Raw genomic sequence first — 18,841 nt, forward strand, 5'->3', positions numbered from 1 at the left:
ATATGTTTTTAGATAGTTACAACGAAAACTTATATATAGAATGTTTAGATAAACTTGCCAAGGGTCTATCTGAAATAGAGAAAATATACAACCAAATCGAAACAGAATCGGACTTTAAAAATATAGATTCTGTGATTGCTCTATTTGATAGAATTTTCAATGATGGAATAATCAAAAAACATTTAGCTTATAATATTGAAAGGATATACAAACCATTATATTTAAGCAATCCTGGGCCTCATTCAAAAGGAAATTCATATTGGCATATAAGTTTAGGAATTAATTCAGCGGAGTTATCTTGGCTAGACCAATTATATGATTCTCAAATACAGCGTTTGCTAAAGCTATACAAACACACGTTCTCAAAGATTGACAATTTTTTAATATCTCATAATCCTAACCAAATTAGAAAATATCAAGCTATAATATCTGATGTAAAAAAAGAAACTGAAACATTTCTTGAATACTCAAATCATCGGGAGATTATAGATAAGAAAGCAAAACTTGACCCACAAAAACTTACTAAAATTCCTTTTGGTGGTTTGTTTTATACAGCGCATATTGACAATGTGAAAAGTATTTTTGAATTAGGAATTTTATCTCATAATCTTGCCCATTCAAAAGGCTTAGTTAATGAGGATATTTCAAATAAACAGGTGAATGAAAGAAGGAATAGAATTGTAGAATCTTTAGGAGGTAATATTCATGATTTTGCTCCATTGTACTTTAATCCAAGAAATCCAATGCTTTTTGTTTTGTGTAAGCAAATGGACAAAAGTAAATTGGTATTACTAAAAGTTAATCCGCATATCTTACTAACCGAAAATGCTGCGTTTTCAGATGGAAATGCTGCTGTAAGGTCAACAAGTTTCTATAAAAACATTGATGACTTTAATAAGCTGAATTGGGAGGTCATAAAAAATGAGTATTGGACAAATTATCCTGATGGTAAACGAATTAAATGTTCAGAAGTATTGGTAGAAAATAAAATACCGATGTATTATATTACTGACTTATATACTTACAATCAAGATACTCTTGAGAAAATTCTTCCTTTATTCCCGAATCATCTTGGGATTAAAGCTTCAATTAACAATAGAATGTATTTTTAACTAACAGATAAATAGACAGATTGAGAAAAAACGGCTTACAACATTTTGTATAAGTAATGGCAGGTAAAGTGCTAAATATCAAGGTTTGTAGCCCGCTCAAACATCGTAGCGGTTTGGCAGGAAAGAAGCCCGCTATCTGCCACTACTCATACAATTTACCGTTGTATGCAATTAACCGAATATTATGAAAATGAATAGCTTTTTTTGGTTTATAGTCCTTTTAATTGGAACTATCTTGATAATTATTGTTTCAATTTTTGCTATTTCATTATTATGGAAAAGCGGAAAAGGGGAAGACTTTACATCTACTTTTTTGGAAACATTTTCTAACTATAAAATTTCTATTAAGGATTTAATACAAACAGTTGTATCTATTATTGCTATCTTTTTAGCTTCCTACGCAATAACTAAAGACAGCATTAGAGACAAAGAATCAAGTATACGATTTAGTGAAACTTCAAAAACTGAAAAATTACAACATAAAGAAATAATTAAAGTTTATAATGAACAAAAAGAACTTCTTGTGAAATATAAAGAAAGTTCAGACTTGATGTTGAAACAACTAAAAATACAAGCAAAAGTTGCAAAACTTCAATTTGAAAATCAAAAAATATTAACTCAACCTGGAGTCAATATAAATTCTCAAGCTCAAGATGTTAAAAATACTTATTTGAAATTTGAAGAGGAAGAATGGTTAATGCCAGAGGTGATATTACAACTTCATAATTTTGGAAGTAGAATTGCAAAAAATGTTAAAACGGAAATAAAGTTTATTTCACCAAACAGTAAAACGATTCATCAAATGAATCAAAGTACTGAACCCTTTTTATACCCTAAAGCTCAAATGCTCAAGTGGTATTTTCCTGTAATAAATATTAAAGACAATAATTTTTTTATGTTTGTTACGTATCTTGAATGGACTGATGAATTTAATAGTAACAAAAAGTTTAAACAAACTTTATATAGTAAATGTTTGCGAGAAAACAACGGCACTTACACTATTGGAACTGCCACTGGAGAATATTTAAAATTAATTGAAGAAATTTTAGAAAATCCATCAAAAACAATTAATAATTCAGAGATAATAAGGAAATATATGTATGACACTTTTAATAAATAATAAACTGAATACAATACCGTGTAAAAAAAAATGTTGGTTTTATCCAACTTACGAATATTCCTGCGGAATATTTTATCTGTGTTTTATTTGCTAAATTGGTTACTTAACACGCCACTAACCATACACAACACGTTGGCAGTAATTAAAATCCAAAATTATGAAAAAGAAAAACCTATTGATTTTATTAATATCAATTACATTATTCAATTGTAATTCTCATCTTAATAAATCAGTTCTTGAACCATTGACAGTAAAAGAACTAAAAAAAACAATTGATAATGACTCTTTGTTTAAAAATACTTATGAATATATTGTTTACTTAAGAGATACAGTGATTAAAAATGATTTAGATAAAGTTAAATTTACTGAATTAACATATAATCAAGTCATAGATTTTGTTGAGTTTTCATCTGATACTACTTATTTCAAGCCTATAAATGAACGTATTGAAAAGGAATGGAACAATAAATATGGAATTTATAAAAAAAAGGTAGATTCAGTTTCAAATTATTGGAAAAAATTCAAACAAGAAAATTCATTAGAACAATATGTGAATATTGAATTAGTAAAAATTGATAAGGAATATTATACTTACAGTAGAGACATTAGAAATGTTAATTTAGGTTTTAAATTAACACCTCTAAAAGGAAAAATAGAACAAATTCGTTTTGGATTCAATATCGTAGCAAAAATAAATGAAAAAGAAAATAATGATGAATATTCATCTATTTATTCAGCATTAGATAAATCTTGGTGTCGCTCTACAAGTCCATTTTCAAAACCAGTAGTGAGATATTGGGAAGCAAGTTATTCAGATGAAAAAATTTTAAAACATAAATCTTTAAAAACTTTATTAAGAGATTATAATATTCACGTAGAAGTTGATAAAATCCGTAAAAACGGAAAAAATATCAGTAGAGACGATTTAAATATTCCTGAATCTATAGAAAATCATTGGAAATACGAAAATCACGAAAAAGAATATTTACAAGATTTATACTTTGCTGATGTTGTTAAAGAAGTACTAAATAAAGAATACGTTGAAAAATACAGTTACAGAAATAAAGAAATAGATAAAATTTTAAAAAAAGAATTTCCCTTGGTTTTTGAATTTTTAAGATTTCAATCAAAAAAATAGTTATTTAAAACTAAAATTATAAACATAAACAAATTTCATAGAAGCAAAAAACAAGATTGAAGAATTAAAAAACAAATAACTATTGTCAACAAAGTACTGTAGCCAACAAAGAACTGAGCTAAAAAACAACAAAAAAAGCCTGATTTCAAAAACCAGGCTTTTACAAATTCAGCAAAGGTCCCCAAATTTATTTTTTACATTTTGTGATTTTCTTTAAAGACAAAGAAACCAAGAACTAAAATAAAAATACTAAAGTGCTGTGATCCCTTAAAATAATCCCAAAAAGAAATATATGGGATTCCATGTAACCAGTTGGCAATAATTTAAGTAAAAAACTATGAAAGAAGAATGGAAAAAAAATATCGATAATTTAGATATCGAACAATTATATAAATACTTAACTATTGAGAGAGGTAATTATAAAATAGAAGCAATTAAGTATGCCGAAAATACACTTATTCAAAGAAAAATTAGTTTAATTGAACTTCAAAAAACATATAATTACAATCAAAGTTCTAATGATACAGAAATAACAAGAAGAATTTTAAATAAAGAACCTTTAGATAAAATTAAACAAGATTTAGAAAAAAGAAATTTATCTAAATACACCCATTTAATAAAGGAAAAACATCAATTTTTGAAAGAGATGGAAAGGAAAAAGAAGAGAAACTCACAAATAAGAACAAACGTAATACTCTCTTTAATTTTTAGCTCTTTTTTTATTAAAAGAACATTTAGAAATCCTAATATCATAGATTTTTTTATTGTTATAATTTTTCCGTTTTTATTAACTTTAGTTTTATCAATATTAATTGAAACTGTGAAATTAAAAACAACAAAAAATCATAAATTTAATTTATTTCCTAATTTATTTCCTAATTTATTTTATAAATTGTGGTTGTACTTAATTTTATTTTTATTGGCATCATTAATAATACCTATTTCAACACAATGAAAAAGCTTACAAACTATTTATTACATTCCTTAATTTTATTAATAATTATTTGCTTCTCTTTTTGTACAAATAGAAAAAGCGGAAAATTAAGTATAAACAATGATAATGATATTCAAAATAAACAAATCAGTTGTATTAAAAAAGTCAATTTTGGAAAAAATATATTGTGCTTACCCAAAATAGATGGTATGACAGAATCTTATGACAACATCCTTATAAAAAATTTAGCAGATAAATTTGAATCGAAAGACAATAAAACTTTAGCTTTTTATTTAAATAATGACACGTTCTCGAGAATAGAAAATATTAAAGATGAAAAATTAGAAGATTATTATAAAATTTTTGTCAGCAAAGGTTTAATCAATGAAAAAGTCGATATTAATCTAATTAACAATTTTGCTAAAAGAATTGAGGAAGGATTTATTGAAATGAAATGGGAAAAATTGGAAAATAATATTCGAAACCAACTACCAAATTTATCATTTGACAAACCAATTCTTATAGATAGCTATTCACCACATAAAAATGTTAGAACACAAGTTACTTTAAGTAAAATTATAATTAATGAAAGAGAACATTTTATGATTTGTGCAAGTAATTTGATGCTAATAAATGAAAGATTAATTTTTTCTGCATATTATTTAAAATATAAAGAAAAAAAATCTTTTCAGAAAACCAAAGAAAAGAATGATTATTTAGTATTAAAAATATTGGAAGAAAATAAAGTAAAATATAATAGATAAAAACAACTACTTGCAACAAAGAACTGAGCTAAACAACAAAAAAGCCTGATTTCAAAAACCAGGCTTTTACAAATTCAGCAAAGGTTCCCAAATTTATTTTTTACATTTTGTAATTTTCTTTAAAAACAAAGAAACCATAAAACTAACCGTAGCACCCACAACGGCCAAAAGAATCGTTTTTAGAATATCTTCCGTAAAAATGGTCGGACTAATACTCAACAATGTCCCCGACGCAGTCCCTACTTTTAACTGAATATCTGCTCTCATCTTCCCGAAGTTTTAGAAGATTTATCAGAGGTCGTCTTTTTAGCATCCTCATCAACCGTAACTTGGCTTACTGCCGATAGAACACCTCCAGCCACAGCAGCATATCCCGCAACACTTACAACCGTAGCAGGTAAGGCAATAGGTGCTGTTAAAATACTTCCACTAATGGCCAATAAAGACAAGCCAATGGTTCTTAAAGTTTTAAAAAATTTTGGAGTCGGTGCTTTTGCACGTTCTTTAACATTCATAATTCCATCATTTAATGGTTAATAAAATCTTTTCTTTTCTTGCTTTTGCTTGATGTACCAAAGACAATATTTTTTGCATCGCGTCTTTAGAGTAAATTCCTTTCCCAATACCACTCAAATACGTTACAGGAGCAATACAACCTTCCAATTCCTTTTGCGCATCATTTGCAGGATGAATTAAAATCAAACTCCTACCCAATACATTTTGTATTTGTAAGTGATGTGAAAATCGTTTAGAAAATCTAGGAACAACCTCATACACACCTTCAGGAATACAAGAAATATTTCGTTGATTTTGCTTCCAGGGTAACTCAATGGTATGACAAAGAAACTTGTAAGAGGAAAAGAGAGCACCATTAGTGCCCTCTTTAAAATAAGCCCTTTGTAGCACTAAGTCCATTACTACAGAGTGTCAACGGTTACAACAGACAAGGCGTTGTAAGCACCATTTTTAAGCGCATACATTTCCCCATTTACCTCTTGATAAAACTCAACACCTAAAACCTGTACCACAGGTAGGGTAGAGTTGGCAGTAATCGTTGCCGATAAAGCTATTGCAGCAGTATCCGCAGCGGTATACGGTAAAATGGCAGTTTCATCACTCTCAAAAACAGAAGTCTCATTTTCAAAATCCAATTCCGCAGCCCCCATCACCACTTTAAAATGGGTGGTTCCAGAAGGAGCCGCAATTCTAACGATAGGAGAAAAGACCGCCAAATCCAAAGTAGCCTCACCCGTAACACGATCAAATGCTTTGGTGTAAGCTGCAAACAAAGTAGCGCCTAACTTTCCATTCAAATTAAAATCAAAGCCTTCCAATAAGCTTAAATCCCCATCCTGTAAAGTTCTCATACCTCTTTCGTTGGTCGTATCCGTTTTAGTAATAGCCACCAAGGTTTTTGTCAAACGAGAAACCACACGCTTATCCTTAGCATTTTGCAAAAGCACACGAATCGCATTTCGTATTACCTTACCACCCTTTCCGGCACGTCCAAATTCAGAACCATTCTCACGCGTTCTTTGAAACGCAGGGTCATTCTGAATTCTATTCTTGTCCACGCCACCTTTTTCACGAGCCAAATGCCCATCACTCGTTTTGTAAAAAGAAATATCTCCAATAGTTCCTTTTAACTTAATAATACCAGTTTGTTTTGCCATATCTTAATATTTTTTTGATTAATACATCAAAACACCTAACTTTATATCACAACAAAAAAAGAGACATTCCTAAAAAAACCATCCTTTCCGATAAAACCATAAACAACACTTTTTTAGTCGGTTTTTAATAAAAAATAATGGTAGGTTTAAGTATGGATAAAGCATAGATAAAGTATGGATAATGTATGAACAGTCATGAAATTAGTAAGAGCTTGTATATACCCAAAAGACATTCAACGTATCACAGGTAGAAGTGAATGGTTTGGAAGAAACCTCATAAACCAGATGAAAGATTATTTCGGAAAAGAATCCCATCAGTTTATTACAGCTAAGGAATTCTCAGATTACAGTGGGATAGCCCTAAAAATTGTTGAAGAATATCTTATGAAAGTTTCTTAAAATCGATTCAGAAAATCAAAAGTTATATGATTAAGCTAATATTCTTTGTATCTTTTTTAATACTTTAATTTTTGTATTTTTATATTAAAGATTGAATGTCAAATCACAACAAATTATTATAATTTATAAGGTCAACAATTCGGTCAATATAATTTACAAGTTTTATTTAAAGTGTTGTTTGTTAGGGGTTTTAATGATGAGTTCAAGCCCCGTCCAGACCGCTTTTAAAAATAGCAAATAATGCTAAAACTCTGTAAATTATATGTTTACAGAGTTTTTTTTGTTTTAAACTTTTTAATTATTTGATTTTCTTCTTAAACATTGTTTAAGTTAAAAGATGATTGCTAAATATACTTTTACAATATTTTCAATCCTTATCTAGGTAAATCCCTCACTAGCAAAGGTCAAAGCATGACTTTTAGGAATTGATAAAGAAATGCAAACCATACAAGGTATTATATTGAACACATGCACATAAGTTACATAAAGATATTTTAAACCGTAAAAAAAACGCTGCCAAAAGCCTTCTTGTCGAAAATCTTTGCAGATTATCTATTCATTTTTTATTTGCTAAATTAGGTGCTTAAATCAATTTTAATCTATAGCCATTTTTTAGGACTAGACATTATCTTAAATCGTTAACAAATGATAAAAATTTTTAGCAAAATAAGGCTGAGTTTACTTTCCGAAGGTAAGTCAGTTAAGTATCTGAAATATGCTATTGGAGAGATTGTGCTCGTAATGATTGGAATACTATTAGCCTTACAGGTTAACAATTGGAATGAGAATAGAAAAATACAAAAAGAAGAATTACTTTTAATAGAATCGATTAAACAAGACTTTATCGAAAATAAAAAAAGGTTAAATCAAACTATTAAAGCTCAACAGAGGATGATTTATTTCAGCAATAGTTTCATTAAACTTATAGTAAGTAATAAGAGTAAAGAAGTAAATATAGATTCCATATTGCAACTCAAGGCCTATGCAAATTCTTGGTTTAGGGCTGAGTTGGTTAATAGCAGTTACTTAACAATTGTTAATTCAGGGAAAGTAAACTATATCCAAAATCTGAATCTAAAAAAGAGACTTGCTGATTTTTCAGCTGATTTAGAGTCGGGTTTTGAAGATGATTATGAAAGTAAAGAAAGTCTAATTTTTATGTATAAGATATCTTATAAGTATGAGTCAGATTTTTTAGGTGAGGATGAAAAAAAGGAATTAGGAATTGAGATTTCTAAAGATTCAATTAGAAAATCTATTGAATTGCTTATAGCAAACAAATCCTATTTAGGAGCTCTTTTAAATAAAACTGGATTAGAATCTTCAAGATTAAACTACCAAAAAACATTACTAGCTCAAACAGATGAAATTTTAAATGTAATTAAATCGGGTAGTAAATAACGAAAGCACAACAAGATGTTTATTATATTGCTAGTTCTCGCATAATTACTACAATTCTTAGGGATTTTCTATTAGGGCTTTATTTGTTAACTTAGTTGCTAAACCAAGCAACAAATCATATACAAATACCTAGGCCAAAACTGATCTGAACTTACAAATTCAACACTGTAATAATTTTTTGCTGCTTTAACCCATAGCCATATTTCAAGACAAGACAACTACGAAAAATAGCATCTTTTGAATAACTTATCGCAACAAATCTAAAATTATAAAATTATTTTGATTACATTTGTTGACTAATCAACATTGTTAAAATGGAAAAGTATGTATTTACAGATTCGGTGGGCTATTTAACAACCACTATTTCTAGAATATTACAACAAAAGTTACAAGCTAGATTCAAAAACACAGGTCTTAATACAACTCCTGAACAATGGCGTTTATTGGTTTTGATTTCTAATGAAGGAGAAATGAATCAAAGCAGACTTGCTGAGTTACAACATAAAGATAGGGCTGCTATAAAACGATTAATAGATCATCTTGAAGTAAAAAAACTAGTAATTCGAAAATCAGGACAGGACTCAAGATCATACATTATTACACTAACTCAAAAAGGTAAAGAGGTGGTTCAAGTTTTTAATAAAGCATCTAAAGAAACGGTAAAAGAAGCACTTAGTTGTTTTACAGAAACAGAAGCAAAAAAATTAAATCTACTTCTTAATAAATTACTGAATAATATTAGTTAAAAAAATTTAACTCAACTGTTGATTAATCAACAGTTATAAAGAAACAAATATGAATAACAACAAACCCTTAGAAATAACTTTACTGTTAGCAAGTATGCTAACCATGTTAGCCAATGCAATCATTGCTCCTTCTTTGCCAGCAATAAGTAGTGCCTTTGATATGGTAGAAAATGTGGAAGCTTTAACAAAATTAATGCTCACACTTCCGGCTCTTACCATTGTTATCATAGCTCCTTTTGCTGGACGGATTATAGACAAACAGGGTAGAATTAAAGTGTTAATCATTTCTTTAATTATTTATACACTTGCAGGAACTTCTGGATTTTGGCTCAATGATTTATACCTCATACTGTTTGGTCGTGTTATTTTAGGTCTTGGAGTTGCTGGTATTATGACGACCTCTACGACCCTAGTTGGAGATTATTTTGAAGGGAAAAAACGAGAACATTTTATGGGTTTACAAGGTGCATTTAATGCTCTTGGCGGGTTACTTTTTATTCCTGCCGCAGGGTTTTTAGCAGATATTAATTGGCACTACACTTTTTTGGTATATGGCTTCGCTTTTATTGTTTTACTCTTAGTTCCTTTCTATTTACACGAACCCAAACATCATCTAAGGCAAATAAAAAACTAATCCGATTTAAAGGTAAGTAACCAAATTTGGCTTGTATATATCAGTTCGTTTTTAACGCTTCTGTTCTTTTATATTATACCTGTTCAGCTTCCTTTTTTATTAAAAACCTTTACTGGTGTTAGTGCAAACTTAGTAGGTGTAGCCATCGGAACCATGATGATATCTTTAGCAATTTCTGCCATACTTTCTAAAAAAATAAGACAACAACTAAGCTTTTTAAGTATGTATATTTTAGGGTTTATGTTGATGGCTTTGGGATATCTTATTATAGGTTTTAGTTCAAGCTATTTTATGGCAATAGTTGGTGTGATTGTAGTTGGTTTTGGTATTGGTTCGCTTATCCCTAATGCTAATTTATGGATCATGACCTTAGTACCACCAAAACAGCGAGGGAAATACATTGGTAAATTAACAAGGTTCAATTTTTTAGGAATGTTTATGTCTCCCATAGCTATTCAACCTATACAAAATGCCTTAGGACTTCAACATAGTTTTATAGCCGTTAGTGGTATTTTAATCCTGCTTTCCATTATCTATTTTATTATAACAAATTTTTGGTCTAAAACACAATGAAAATGTCAAAACAAAATACAGGAAAGGTCAATAAAACACGTGGCTTTTTAGACTTGTTTTTCTTTGTCTTAATGATTCTTGTTCTGATTCCACAAAGTACAGGAATTGCTATACATGAATGGTTCAGTTTTATCCTCTTATTGCCTTTCTTCTTGCATTTAATTGTGAATTGGAATTGGATTGTTACCCATTCTAAAAAACTATTCGAAAGAAAAATCAAGTTTGATTACATATTTAATTGGGTTTTATATATAGTAATGTTAGTAGTAACAGTTTCTGGAATTGTTATTTCAGAAGCAGCCTTACCTTCAATTGGTATCCATTTTAAAATCACTCCTTTTTGGACTATGATACACAATGCTTCGGCAAGCTTATTCATAGGTTTTTTAGGTATTCATTTGGCTTTACATTGGAAATGGATTGTAACTACCATTAAAAAACTTCACTTCATATCGGATTTTCATCATATAAAACCACTCATAAACATCATTAAAAAACACAAAACAGCACTTTTAGTGCTGATCTCTATAAGTGCTGTCCTTTCATTCGGTATTTGGTTTATTGGATTTACAGATTGGGCAGAAAATATAAACTCAAATAGTATTCAAAACCAAACTGCAGATTCTGAACAACTACCCAAACAATGGTTAATCTATGTATTGCCATTGGTTAAAGTAAGTGTATTGCTATGCATTCCGGCTGTTTTGACCAGACGTATTATTAAAATAAAAACAAAATTTAAAAATTAACATTATGACACTATTAGAAGATATCATCAAAACAATAATGGATAAAGGAGAAATTATATCCAAAGAAAAAATCTCCCAAAGCGTTTATAAAATTCAAATACAAAGTGATGCTGTAAAAACGATGGACTTTGTGCCAGGTTGTTTCATACGATTGGGTGTGGGCATTGGCAAAGACGTTACTTCAAAAAAAGACATGGTCAGAAGCTATTCTATTTGGGATATCGACCAAGACCTAAAAACCTTCAGTCTTGCCATAGCTACTCACAGCAATGGAATTGGTGCTCAATGGGCGGAAGATTGTACAGTGGGCGACAACGTTTATTACAAAACTAAAACAGGCAAATTTACCGTAGACAATTCTGCAGATAGCTATTTGATGATTGGAGATTTATCCGCATTATCTCATTTGTATATCATCAACAGATATTTATCCGAAGATAAAGAGATAGAAAGCATCATTTACAACATAAACGTTGCAGAATTATATCCTGATATAAACAATAATACACCCTTCAATTTTTACGATATTGAGGAGAATAACCTAAAAGAAATAATTGCTCAAATAGAAAATGTAATACCCAATCTTAAAGGTGAAAAGATGGCTTATATTGCTGGAGACAGTAGAGTTTGCATTGCCATAAACCAATATTTAAGAAACGAATTAAAATGGAATACCAAACAAATTAAAACGAAACCTTTCTGGAATCCTGACAAAACAGGTTTGGAATAAAATTCCCATTTCGTTAACAAAATATATAGTTCATGGCTAGTCATTTGATTAATCGAAGTTTCGGCTTATTTGTGAAGTCGTCGATTTTTTTTATTTGGCTTGTTGAAAATAAAATTAAAAAATTTGGTTACTGCTTAACCAAAAGTTAATAGCTAATTTGCTTGTTATAATTCATATACAAAAATCGTTAAACAACCACTCATTTTACCTTAAAAAAAAGAATACCCAGCCATAAACTAGGTATTTTTTTTGTTTTTCAAAAAAATAACCACTTTAAAAAATCAGAAAAAAACTTATTATAGTATCAATAACATCCACAAAAAAAGGTTATCTAAAAATGTTAAAACAGTCGAGAACAATATTACCAGAAGCTTATCTTTTGCATTCTTTAACAGTCACTCGAATCGATTCCGCAATACACACCCTTTCCAGCGTATTTAAACTCAGAACCATTTTCATGGGTTCTTTGAAATGCAGGGTCATTCAGAATTCTATTCTTGTCCACGCCACCTTTTTCACGAGCCAAATGCTCATCAGTTGTTTTGTATCAGGAAATATGATCAATAGTTCCTGTTTGTTTTAATCCCATTAAGATTATTCTCCTAACAAATTATATGCGCCTTTTGTTAAAAACTGAGTTTTAGGAAGAAATGTGTCTGCATTTTTTATAATCATATATTTTCCATAACTTTCTTTTAGGATTACTTCTTTTTGTTCAAAATAATATTTTTCTTTATCTTCTTTATGTAAAATAAGAACATAAGGTGTTTCGTCAATCATAACAATAGTTTCATTTGGCAACGATTTTTCTAAAATATTATCTATAATAATTTCTGCTTCTACAAACATTCCTATTAAAAAATTATTATGAGATTCATTTTCTAAATGTGCATGAATTTTTATAGTTCTGTTGTTTTCAAGTGCTGTACCAATTAAATGAACTTCTGCATTAAAAATATTATTAGAAGCTTCTGGAATTTTAAAGTTTATTTTTTGATTTTTCTTGATTTTTAAAATATCTTTTTCAAATACAGAAAGCTCTAAATGAATATGGCTGTTATCTACAATTTCCATAATTATGGATGCAGGTGAAACATAAGAGCCTCTGTTGACGTTGATTTTGGTAATACTACCTGATATAGGTGCATAAATGGTCGTTTCTGATGTGAAGTTTCCATTTGCTACATTTTTTGTGCTAATGTTTAATATTTTTAATTGTTTTTCTAATCCATTGTATTTTGCAATGGCAGTTTTGTAATCACTTTCTGCTTTTAAAAAACTTTTTTGTGATGTAATCTTTTCTGAGAACATTGTTTTTTGCCTTTGAAAATTTGATTTTAGATAAGAAAGTTGTCCTTTTATTTCCATGTAATTTTGTTGTAATGTAATAAATTCAGGGTTTTCTATGGTTACCAAAGCTTGACCTTTTGTAACTTTATCTCCTACAAGAAGTGGTGTTTTTTTTATATATCCACCCATTTTTGCGTTTATAATTGCTTTGTTTTCTGGAGGAACATCTACTATTCCGTTTGCTCTTATGATTGTAGGAAATAATTTTTCTTCTAACGTACCTAAAACCATTTTACTGTTTTTAAATTGTGCTTTTGTAACTTCAATTACGTTTTTGGTTTCTTTTGTAGTTGTTGTTTCTTTAATTACCGATTTTTCTTTATTGGCACAATTCAATAAAGAAATTGTAATACTTAGAGTTATTATTTTATATAAGATGCGTTTCATAATGTTGTATTTAAAGGGTTAAATAGTTTAGGGCAATTACGGTTAGATTGTATTCACTTAGCTTGTCTAGATAATCTAATTTAATTGAGTAGACACTTTCTAGACTTTGAATATATTGATAGAAATTAATCTCTCCATTTTTAAAGCTTCCGTTTGCTGTTCTTAAAATTTCTTCTGAAAGTTGTTTTCCGTTTTTTTCATAATAAGAAACGTTTTCTTCAAGTTGTTTTAATTTTAGTTTTAAAGAATTGTATTTTGTAGATAATCTAATAGAATACTCTTTAAATTCTTGTTTCGCAGTTTCTTTAGCTATTTTTGAAGCCTTTACTTTTGCAGATTTTCCTCCAAATAAAATAGGGATTTTTAAACCTATTTGATATCCATTTAAATTTTCATTTAAAAGAGAGTTACTTCCTTGAAAATATGTAAAACTAATATCTGGCAATAATTGTTGTTTCTCAAAATTACCTTGTGCATCAAATAAAGAAACTCTTTTTTGATGATACTTAATTTCTGAAGTATTCTCAATATCTAGAGTGGTAAGAGGTGCTTTTACTATAGGTTCATTCTCAATAATAATAGAATCTTTAGGTTGAACGATTTGTATTAAGTCTTTATATGCTAAAGAAACATTTTGTTGGGCTTGTGTGTATTTTAGATGAATTTGTTGTTGCTTAGAAGCTGCTGTAATTTTTTCTAAATAATTGGTTTCACCAAGCTCAAAACGCCTTGTGGCAGTTTGTGCAAAATTTTGATATAAGCTATCTATCGTTTTAAATAATTCCTCTTTTTTTATATTAATTTGATATTGATAATAGCTTGTTGTTAAGCGTCTTTTTAAACTCTTTTTTTGAATTTCGTAATTAATTGAATCTAATTGAAAACGTGATCTGTATAATTTTTTCTCTGAAAAATAAATTGTAGGAAAACGAATATCTTGTTGAATCCCAAAAACCTTTAAAGGAAGGTTGTTAGGGGCTAAATTATTTTCATTAAATTCATAATATAAATGAGTTTTATCAAATAGTAAAGCGCTATTTATTAAGGTGTTGGATTCTGATGTTTTTAATTTATATGCGTTTAAACTAGCATTATTTTTTAGCGCAATTGAAACTAAATTTTCTAATTTCATTTTATTTTTTTCTTGACTAAAAGTGTTTAATGAAAAAATTAATAAAAATACAGTTAGGAGTTTTTTAGAAAATAATTTTGTGTTTCTTTTCTTTTTTTTATTTGGTTTATTAAAAAGAGCGTATAGCACAGGTAGCACAATCATGGTTAGTAAAGTAGCTGTAACTAGGCCGCCAATAACTACAGTAGCTAATGGTCTTTGTACTTCTGCACCAGCATTGGTAGAGATTGCCATGGGTAAAAAACCTAAAGCAGCTGCTGATGCAGTTAATATAACAGCTCTCAATCTGTCTTTAGTTCCTTGTTTTATTAAATCTTCTATACGATTAAAACCTTCTTTTTTTAATTCTTTAAAATGTTCTATTAAAACAATTCCGTTTAAAACAGCAATACCAAACAAAGCAATAAAGCCAACTCCGGCAGAAATACTAAATGGTAAATCTCTAAGCCATAATAATAAAATACCACCAACAGCAGCTAAAGGAATTGCAGAATAAATCATTAATGCTTCCTTCACAGAATTAAAAGCAAAGTAGAGCAAAATAAAAATTAAAATCAGTGCTATTGGAACAGCAATTAATAGACGAGATTTTGCGCTTTGTAAATTCTCAAATTGCCCCCCATAAGTAATAGAATAACCTGTAGGAAGTTTAATATTATTATTAATTAATTTTTGAACATCATCAACAACAGATTGCAAATCTCTATTTCTAACATTAATACCAACTACAATTCTTCTTCTTGTGTTGTCTCTAGAAATTTTTGCAGCTCCTTTTTTATAACTAATTGTTGCTAATTCGCCTAATGGAATTTTTTCTCCATTAGGAGTATCTATGTATAAGTTTTTAATATTATTAATGTCTAAACGTTGGTTTTTTTCTAATCTTAAAATTAAATCAAAACGTTTTTCCCCTTCAAAAACACTACCTGCTTTTTTACCTGCAAAACTCATTGAGATCATATTGTTTAAATCTTCTATGTTTAAACCATAACGGGCAATTTTTGCACGATTATATTGCACGCTCATTTCGGGTAATCCTGCAATTTTTTCTAAAGAAATATCTGCAGCCCCTGGTACATTTTTAATTAACTCACTAATCTCGTTTCCTTTTTTAGCCAGAATATCCAAGTTTTCTCCAAAAATTTTAATAGCAATATCTGCTCTTACACCAGTTATTAATTCGTTAAAACGCATTTCTATGGGTTGTGTAAATTCTACTTCCATTCCTGGAATTATAGATAAAGCTTCTTTAAATTTATCGGCCAATTCGTCTTTAGATTTTGCCGAGACCCATTCTTTTTTAGGTTTTAAGACAATAATTACATCACTTTCTTCCATAGACATTGGGTCTGTAGGAACTTCGGCAGCGCCAATTCTTGTAATTACTTGTTTTACTTCTGGAAAATTATTTAATAAAATAGTTTCTATTTCAGTACTTATTATTACGGTGTTACTTAAAGAAGTACCCGTTTTTAAAATGGGTTGAATAACGAAATCTCCTTCATCTAATGTAGGAACAAATTCACCTCCCATGGTACTAAATAAATAAATCGAAGAAGTTAAAAGCACAAATGCAATTGCCAACACTGTTCTTTTGCTTTCTAGTGCCCAATGAATTATAGGTTCGTATTTTTTATTTAACCATTGCATCAATCGACTGGAAATACTTTTTTTATTTGATTTTGAGGGTTTTAAAAATAGAGTAGCTGCTACAGGAACATAAGTAAAACAAAATAGCATTGCTCCAATTAAGGCAAAACTAAAAGTAAGTGCCATGGGTTTAAACATTTTTCCCTCAACTCCACTTAACGATAGAATTGGAATAAAAACGATAAGAATAATTAATTGTCCAAAAATAGCAGAGTTCATCATTTTAGAAGCGCCATTAAAAGTAATTTGATCTTTTAAGTTTTGTTGTTCACTTTTATTTAAGTGGTTAATCTCAGACTGTTTTTTTGTGATTTGAAAAGCAATATACTCAACAATAATAACTGCTCCGTCTATTATGATTCCAAAATCAATAGCACCCAAACTCATTAGGTTTGCATCTACACCAAAAATGTACATTAATGAAAGTGCAAATAATAAACAAAGTGGAATTACAGAGGCAACAACTAATCCAGAACGTAGGTTTCCTAATAGAAGAACTACTACAAAAATTACAATTAAACAACCTAGAACTAAGTTTTCGGTTACTGTAAATGTTGTTTTAGCAATGAGATCGCTTCTATCTAAAAAGGCATTTATATAAACTCCTTCAGGTAATGATTTGGAAATAGTGGCAACTCTTTCTTTAACGGCATCAATAACCTTTTTAGAGTTGGCGTCTTTTAGCATCATTACTTGACCAAGAACTTTTTCTCCTTCACCATTTCCTGTAATAGCTCCAAAACGTGTGGCGTTACCAAAACCAACTTTGGCTACATCTTTTATAAATATAGGGATATTATCTACATTTTTTACGACAATATTTTCTATGTCTTTTAAAGATGATATAAGTCCTTCTCCTCTAATAAAAAAAGCTTGATTGACCTTTTCTATGTATCCGCCACCAGAAATACTATTATTTTTTTCAATAGCAGTAAATATTTCATTCGTTGTAATATTCATAGCATTTAATTTTTCGGTATTAATTGCTATTTCGTATTGTTTAAGAAAACCACCCCAAGTGTTTACTTCTACAACACCGGGTATTCCTGATAATTGTCTTTTTACAATCCAATCTTGAATGGTTCTTAAGTCTTGTGGCGAGTATTTGTGTTTAAAACCTGGTTTTACATCTAAAATATATTGATATATTTCTCCTAAACCTGTAGTTATTGGTCCCATTTCTGGAGTCCCAAATCCTTCAGGAATTTTCTCTGAAGCAGATTTTATTTTTTCTGCTATTAATTGTCTTGGTAGATAAGTACCCATGTTGTCATCAAAAACAATTGTAACAACAGAAAGGCCAAATTTAGATACCGATCTAATTTCTTTTACACCAGGTAAATTTACCATTTCTAATTCAACTGGGTAGGTAATAAACTGCTCCATGTCTTGGGTAGAAAGGTTTCTTGACGTAGTAATAACTTGTACCTGATTATTTGTAACATCTGGTACTGCACCAATAGGAATTTGTGATAAAGAGTACAACCCAAAGCCTATAATAAAGGTTGTAAATAATAGAACAATAAACTTGTTCTTTATACTAAAGTTTATAATTTGTGATAGCATATTTCATAAAATAATCAATGTTAATAGTTCCTATATCATAAGAAATGATTAGGAGTTAATTTAGTCTTTGATAATACTTATGAAAACCTTGGAGGTTGTATAATTTCGTCTGAATGTGAAGTTGAAAAAGGATCTTGGTAATAAAAGTTTGCTACTTTTTTTTGTTCTAAAAGAAAAGGAGTCTTAAGCTCTTCTTTAAATGAACTAACAATATAGGTTGCTATCGATCCATTGTGAGAGCAGTTGTTGTGATTAAAAGGTAATTGCTCATGATCTTCTTTTTCTTCTTGATGCTCTTTCTCGTGAGGTGATTTTAATTCACCGTAATGTTTAGAGATAAACACGAAAACGTTATCTCCATATTGTTTGTTATGATACTCTGCATGTTCAATAAATTTATTGATTTGAGCAATATCATCAATATTAAACCCTACGCTTTGTAATAGGATAATTAATGAGAGTGATATGGAAAATAGCTTTTTCAACAATCCAAAGATAATAATTATTTTGCTTAGTTTTTCTGAAATCTATTTTATCAAATTATTTAAACTAAGATTAGATTAATATATTTTTTGTTTTTAGTGTTTTTTTAAATTCAATTACTTTTTATAGTATTTTTAGTAATATCATAAATTGTTGATTTTTTTGAAGCCTATTTTATCAAAATGATAATTTTTTTTAAACTTTTACTATTAAATTTGCATATCTAAATTTAATCTTTAGATTTGTTGCTCAAAACAAAGAGAATTACAATGTTAAATAACACTTGGACACGTTTCTACT

At 29.1% G+C, this 18,841-nt stretch carries 19 protein-coding genes; 12 read left to right on the top strand and 7 right to left on the bottom strand.

All coding sequences use genetic code 11. The annotated features are described in order from the left end of the window. Positions 1-2: 2 nt before the first annotated feature. The 5 genes from MC378_RS06680 to MC378_RS06700 all read left to right on the top strand — a co-directional run bounded on the left by MC378_RS06680 (position 3) and on the right by MC378_RS06700 (position 5,068). On the top strand, positions 3-1,112 hold the full coding sequence (locus tag MC378_RS06680) for a DUF4433 domain-containing protein (protein WP_242177981.1): 1,110 nt from the start codon (positions 3-5) through the stop codon (positions 1,110-1,112). A gap of 190 nt (positions 1,113-1,302) precedes the next feature. Beyond that, positions 1,303-2,232, top strand: a complete 930-nt coding sequence (locus MC378_RS06685; RefSeq protein WP_242177982.1) for a hypothetical protein — start codon at positions 1,303-1,305, stop codon at positions 2,230-2,232. 157 nt (positions 2,233-2,389) lie between these two features. Further along, the gene (locus tag MC378_RS06690) at positions 2,390-3,370 is read left to right on the top strand and encodes a hypothetical protein (protein ID WP_242177983.1); all 981 of its coding nucleotides are present in this window, start codon (positions 2,390-2,392) and stop codon (positions 3,368-3,370) included. A gap of 337 nt (positions 3,371-3,707) precedes the next feature. Further along, positions 3,708-4,325, top strand: a complete 618-nt coding sequence (locus MC378_RS06695) for a hypothetical protein (RefSeq protein WP_242177984.1) — start codon at positions 3,708-3,710, stop codon at positions 4,323-4,325. Next, the gene (locus MC378_RS06700) at positions 4,322-5,068 is read left to right on the top strand and encodes a hypothetical protein (RefSeq protein WP_242177985.1); all 747 of its coding nucleotides are present in this window, start codon (positions 4,322-4,324) and stop codon (positions 5,066-5,068) included. Before MC378_RS06695 ends, MC378_RS06700 begins: the two co-directional genes overlap by 4 nt. 93 nt (positions 5,069-5,161) lie before the next feature. Here MC378_RS06700 and MC378_RS06705 read toward each other — a convergent pair whose 3' ends face one another. Genes MC378_RS06705 through MC378_RS06720 form a run of 4 tightly spaced genes read right to left on the bottom strand, consistent with a single transcriptional unit; the run spans position 5,162 to position 6,741 of the window. Continuing rightward, entirely contained in the window at positions 5,162-5,335 is a 174-nt protein-coding gene (locus MC378_RS06705; RefSeq protein ID WP_242177986.1) for a hypothetical protein, read from the bottom strand. Continuing rightward, complete coding sequence (locus tag MC378_RS06710; protein ID WP_242177987.1) at positions 5,332-5,583, bottom strand: hypothetical protein; 252 nt, start codon at positions 5,581-5,583, stop codon at positions 5,332-5,334. Before MC378_RS06710 ends, MC378_RS06705 begins: the two co-directional genes overlap by 4 nt. Positions 5,584-5,590: 7 nt before the next feature. After that, positions 5,591-5,983: a DUF5675 family protein gene (locus MC378_RS06715; RefSeq protein WP_242177988.1), complete on the bottom strand. Its 393-nt coding sequence runs from the start codon at positions 5,981-5,983 to the stop codon at positions 5,591-5,593. Positions 5,984-5,985: 2 nt separating this feature from the next. Continuing rightward, complete coding sequence (locus tag MC378_RS06720) at positions 5,986-6,741, bottom strand: hypothetical protein (RefSeq protein ID WP_242177989.1); 756 nt, start codon at positions 6,739-6,741, stop codon at positions 5,986-5,988. Positions 6,742-6,936: 195 nt separating this feature from the next. Between MC378_RS06720 and MC378_RS06725 the strand changes: the two genes are divergently transcribed. The 7 genes from MC378_RS06725 to MC378_RS06755 all read left to right on the top strand — a co-directional run bounded on the left by MC378_RS06725 (position 6,937) and on the right by MC378_RS06755 (position 11,973). Beyond that, positions 6,937-7,140 (top strand): hypothetical protein, encoded by a 204-nt coding sequence (locus MC378_RS06725; protein WP_242177990.1) that lies wholly within the window; start codon positions 6,937-6,939, stop codon positions 7,138-7,140. A 645-nt stretch (positions 7,141-7,785) separates the two neighbouring features. Next, positions 7,786-8,541 carry a DUF6090 family protein gene (locus MC378_RS06730; RefSeq protein ID WP_242177991.1) on the top strand — a complete coding sequence of 252 codons (756 nt, stop codon included), beginning with the start codon at positions 7,786-7,788 and terminating at the stop codon, positions 8,539-8,541. Positions 8,542-8,855: 314 nt separating this feature from the next. Beyond that, entirely contained in the window at positions 8,856-9,287 is a 432-nt protein-coding gene (locus tag MC378_RS06735; RefSeq protein ID WP_242177992.1) for a MarR family winged helix-turn-helix transcriptional regulator, read from the top strand. A gap of 49 nt (positions 9,288-9,336) precedes the next feature. Further along, positions 9,337-9,921 carry an MFS transporter gene (locus MC378_RS06740; protein WP_242177993.1) on the top strand — a complete coding sequence of 195 codons (585 nt, stop codon included), beginning with the start codon at positions 9,337-9,339 and terminating at the stop codon, positions 9,919-9,921. A 39-nt stretch (positions 9,922-9,960) separates the two neighbouring features. Beyond that, positions 9,961-10,494, top strand: coding sequence for an MFS transporter (locus MC378_RS06745; protein ID WP_338048444.1), 534 nt, complete (start codon positions 9,961-9,963; stop codon positions 10,492-10,494). 2 nt (positions 10,495-10,496) lie between these two features. Next, positions 10,497-11,243, top strand: a complete 747-nt coding sequence (locus MC378_RS06750) for a DUF4405 domain-containing protein (RefSeq protein WP_242177994.1) — start codon at positions 10,497-10,499, stop codon at positions 11,241-11,243. A gap of 4 nt (positions 11,244-11,247) precedes the next feature. Then, positions 11,248-11,973: a siderophore-interacting protein gene (locus MC378_RS06755; protein WP_242177995.1), complete on the top strand. Its 726-nt coding sequence runs from the start codon at positions 11,248-11,250 to the stop codon at positions 11,971-11,973. A gap of 594 nt (positions 11,974-12,567) precedes the next feature. On the opposite strand, the gene MC378_RS06765 is transcribed toward MC378_RS06755, so the two are convergent. The 3 genes from MC378_RS06765 to MC378_RS06775 form a co-directional block, all read right to left on the bottom strand. Then, complete coding sequence (locus MC378_RS06765) at positions 12,568-13,710, bottom strand: efflux RND transporter periplasmic adaptor subunit (RefSeq protein WP_242177996.1); 1,143 nt, start codon at positions 13,708-13,710, stop codon at positions 12,568-12,570. A gap of 10 nt (positions 13,711-13,720) precedes the next feature. Next, positions 13,721-18,058, bottom strand: coding sequence for a CusA/CzcA family heavy metal efflux RND transporter (locus MC378_RS06770; RefSeq protein WP_242177997.1), 4,338 nt, complete (start codon positions 18,056-18,058; stop codon positions 13,721-13,723). Positions 18,059-18,135: 77 nt separating this feature from the next. After that, positions 18,136-18,543: a hypothetical protein gene (locus tag MC378_RS06775; RefSeq protein ID WP_242177998.1), complete on the bottom strand. Its 408-nt coding sequence runs from the start codon at positions 18,541-18,543 to the stop codon at positions 18,136-18,138. Positions 18,544-18,841 lie beyond the last annotated feature (298 nt).

This window comes from Polaribacter marinus (assembly GCF_022662535.1).
GTDB lineage: Bacteria > Bacteroidota > Bacteroidia > Flavobacteriales > Flavobacteriaceae > Polaribacter > Polaribacter marinus.

What these genes read in the sequence shown, in the direction of transcription:
- MC378_RS06680 (WP_242177981.1), top strand. Translation starts at nt 3, where the DNA reads ATGTTTTTAGATAGTTACAACGAAAACTTATATATAGAATGTTTAGAT.
- MC378_RS06685 (WP_242177982.1), top strand. Translation starts at nt 1,303, where the DNA reads ATGAATAGCTTTTTTTGGTTTATAGTCCTTTTAATTGGAACTATCTTG.
- MC378_RS06690 (WP_242177983.1), top strand. Translation starts at nt 2,390, where the DNA reads ATGAAAAAGAAAAACCTATTGATTTTATTAATATCAATTACATTATTC.
- MC378_RS06695 (WP_242177984.1), top strand. Translation starts at nt 3,708, where the DNA reads ATGAAAGAAGAATGGAAAAAAAATATCGATAATTTAGATATCGAACAA.
- MC378_RS06700 (WP_242177985.1), top strand. Translation starts at nt 4,322, where the DNA reads ATGAAAAAGCTTACAAACTATTTATTACATTCCTTAATTTTATTAATA.
- MC378_RS06705 (WP_242177986.1), bottom strand. Translation starts at nt 5,335, where the DNA reads ATGAGAGCAGATATTCAGTTAAAAGTAGGGACTGCGTCGGGGACATTG.
- MC378_RS06710 (WP_242177987.1), bottom strand. Translation starts at nt 5,583, where the DNA reads ATGAATGTTAAAGAACGTGCAAAAGCACCGACTCCAAAATTTTTTAAA.
- MC378_RS06715 (WP_242177988.1), bottom strand. Translation starts at nt 5,983, where the DNA reads ATGGACTTAGTGCTACAAAGGGCTTATTTTAAAGAGGGCACTAATGGT.
- MC378_RS06720 (WP_242177989.1), bottom strand. Translation starts at nt 6,741, where the DNA reads ATGGCAAAACAAACTGGTATTATTAAGTTAAAAGGAACTATTGGAGAT.
- MC378_RS06725 (WP_242177990.1), top strand. Translation starts at nt 6,937, where the DNA reads ATGAAATTAGTAAGAGCTTGTATATACCCAAAAGACATTCAACGTATC.
- MC378_RS06730 (WP_242177991.1), top strand. Translation starts at nt 7,786, where the DNA reads ATGATAAAAATTTTTAGCAAAATAAGGCTGAGTTTACTTTCCGAAGGT.
- MC378_RS06735 (WP_242177992.1), top strand. Translation starts at nt 8,856, where the DNA reads ATGGAAAAGTATGTATTTACAGATTCGGTGGGCTATTTAACAACCACT.
- MC378_RS06740 (WP_242177993.1), top strand. Translation starts at nt 9,337, where the DNA reads ATGAATAACAACAAACCCTTAGAAATAACTTTACTGTTAGCAAGTATG.
- MC378_RS06750 (WP_242177994.1), top strand. Translation starts at nt 10,497, where the DNA reads ATGTCAAAACAAAATACAGGAAAGGTCAATAAAACACGTGGCTTTTTA.
- MC378_RS06755 (WP_242177995.1), top strand. Translation starts at nt 11,248, where the DNA reads ATGACACTATTAGAAGATATCATCAAAACAATAATGGATAAAGGAGAA.
- MC378_RS06765 (WP_242177996.1), bottom strand. Translation starts at nt 13,710, where the DNA reads ATGAAACGCATCTTATATAAAATAATAACTCTAAGTATTACAATTTCT.
- MC378_RS06770 (WP_242177997.1), bottom strand. Translation starts at nt 18,058, where the DNA reads ATGCTATCACAAATTATAAACTTTAGTATAAAGAACAAGTTTATTGTT.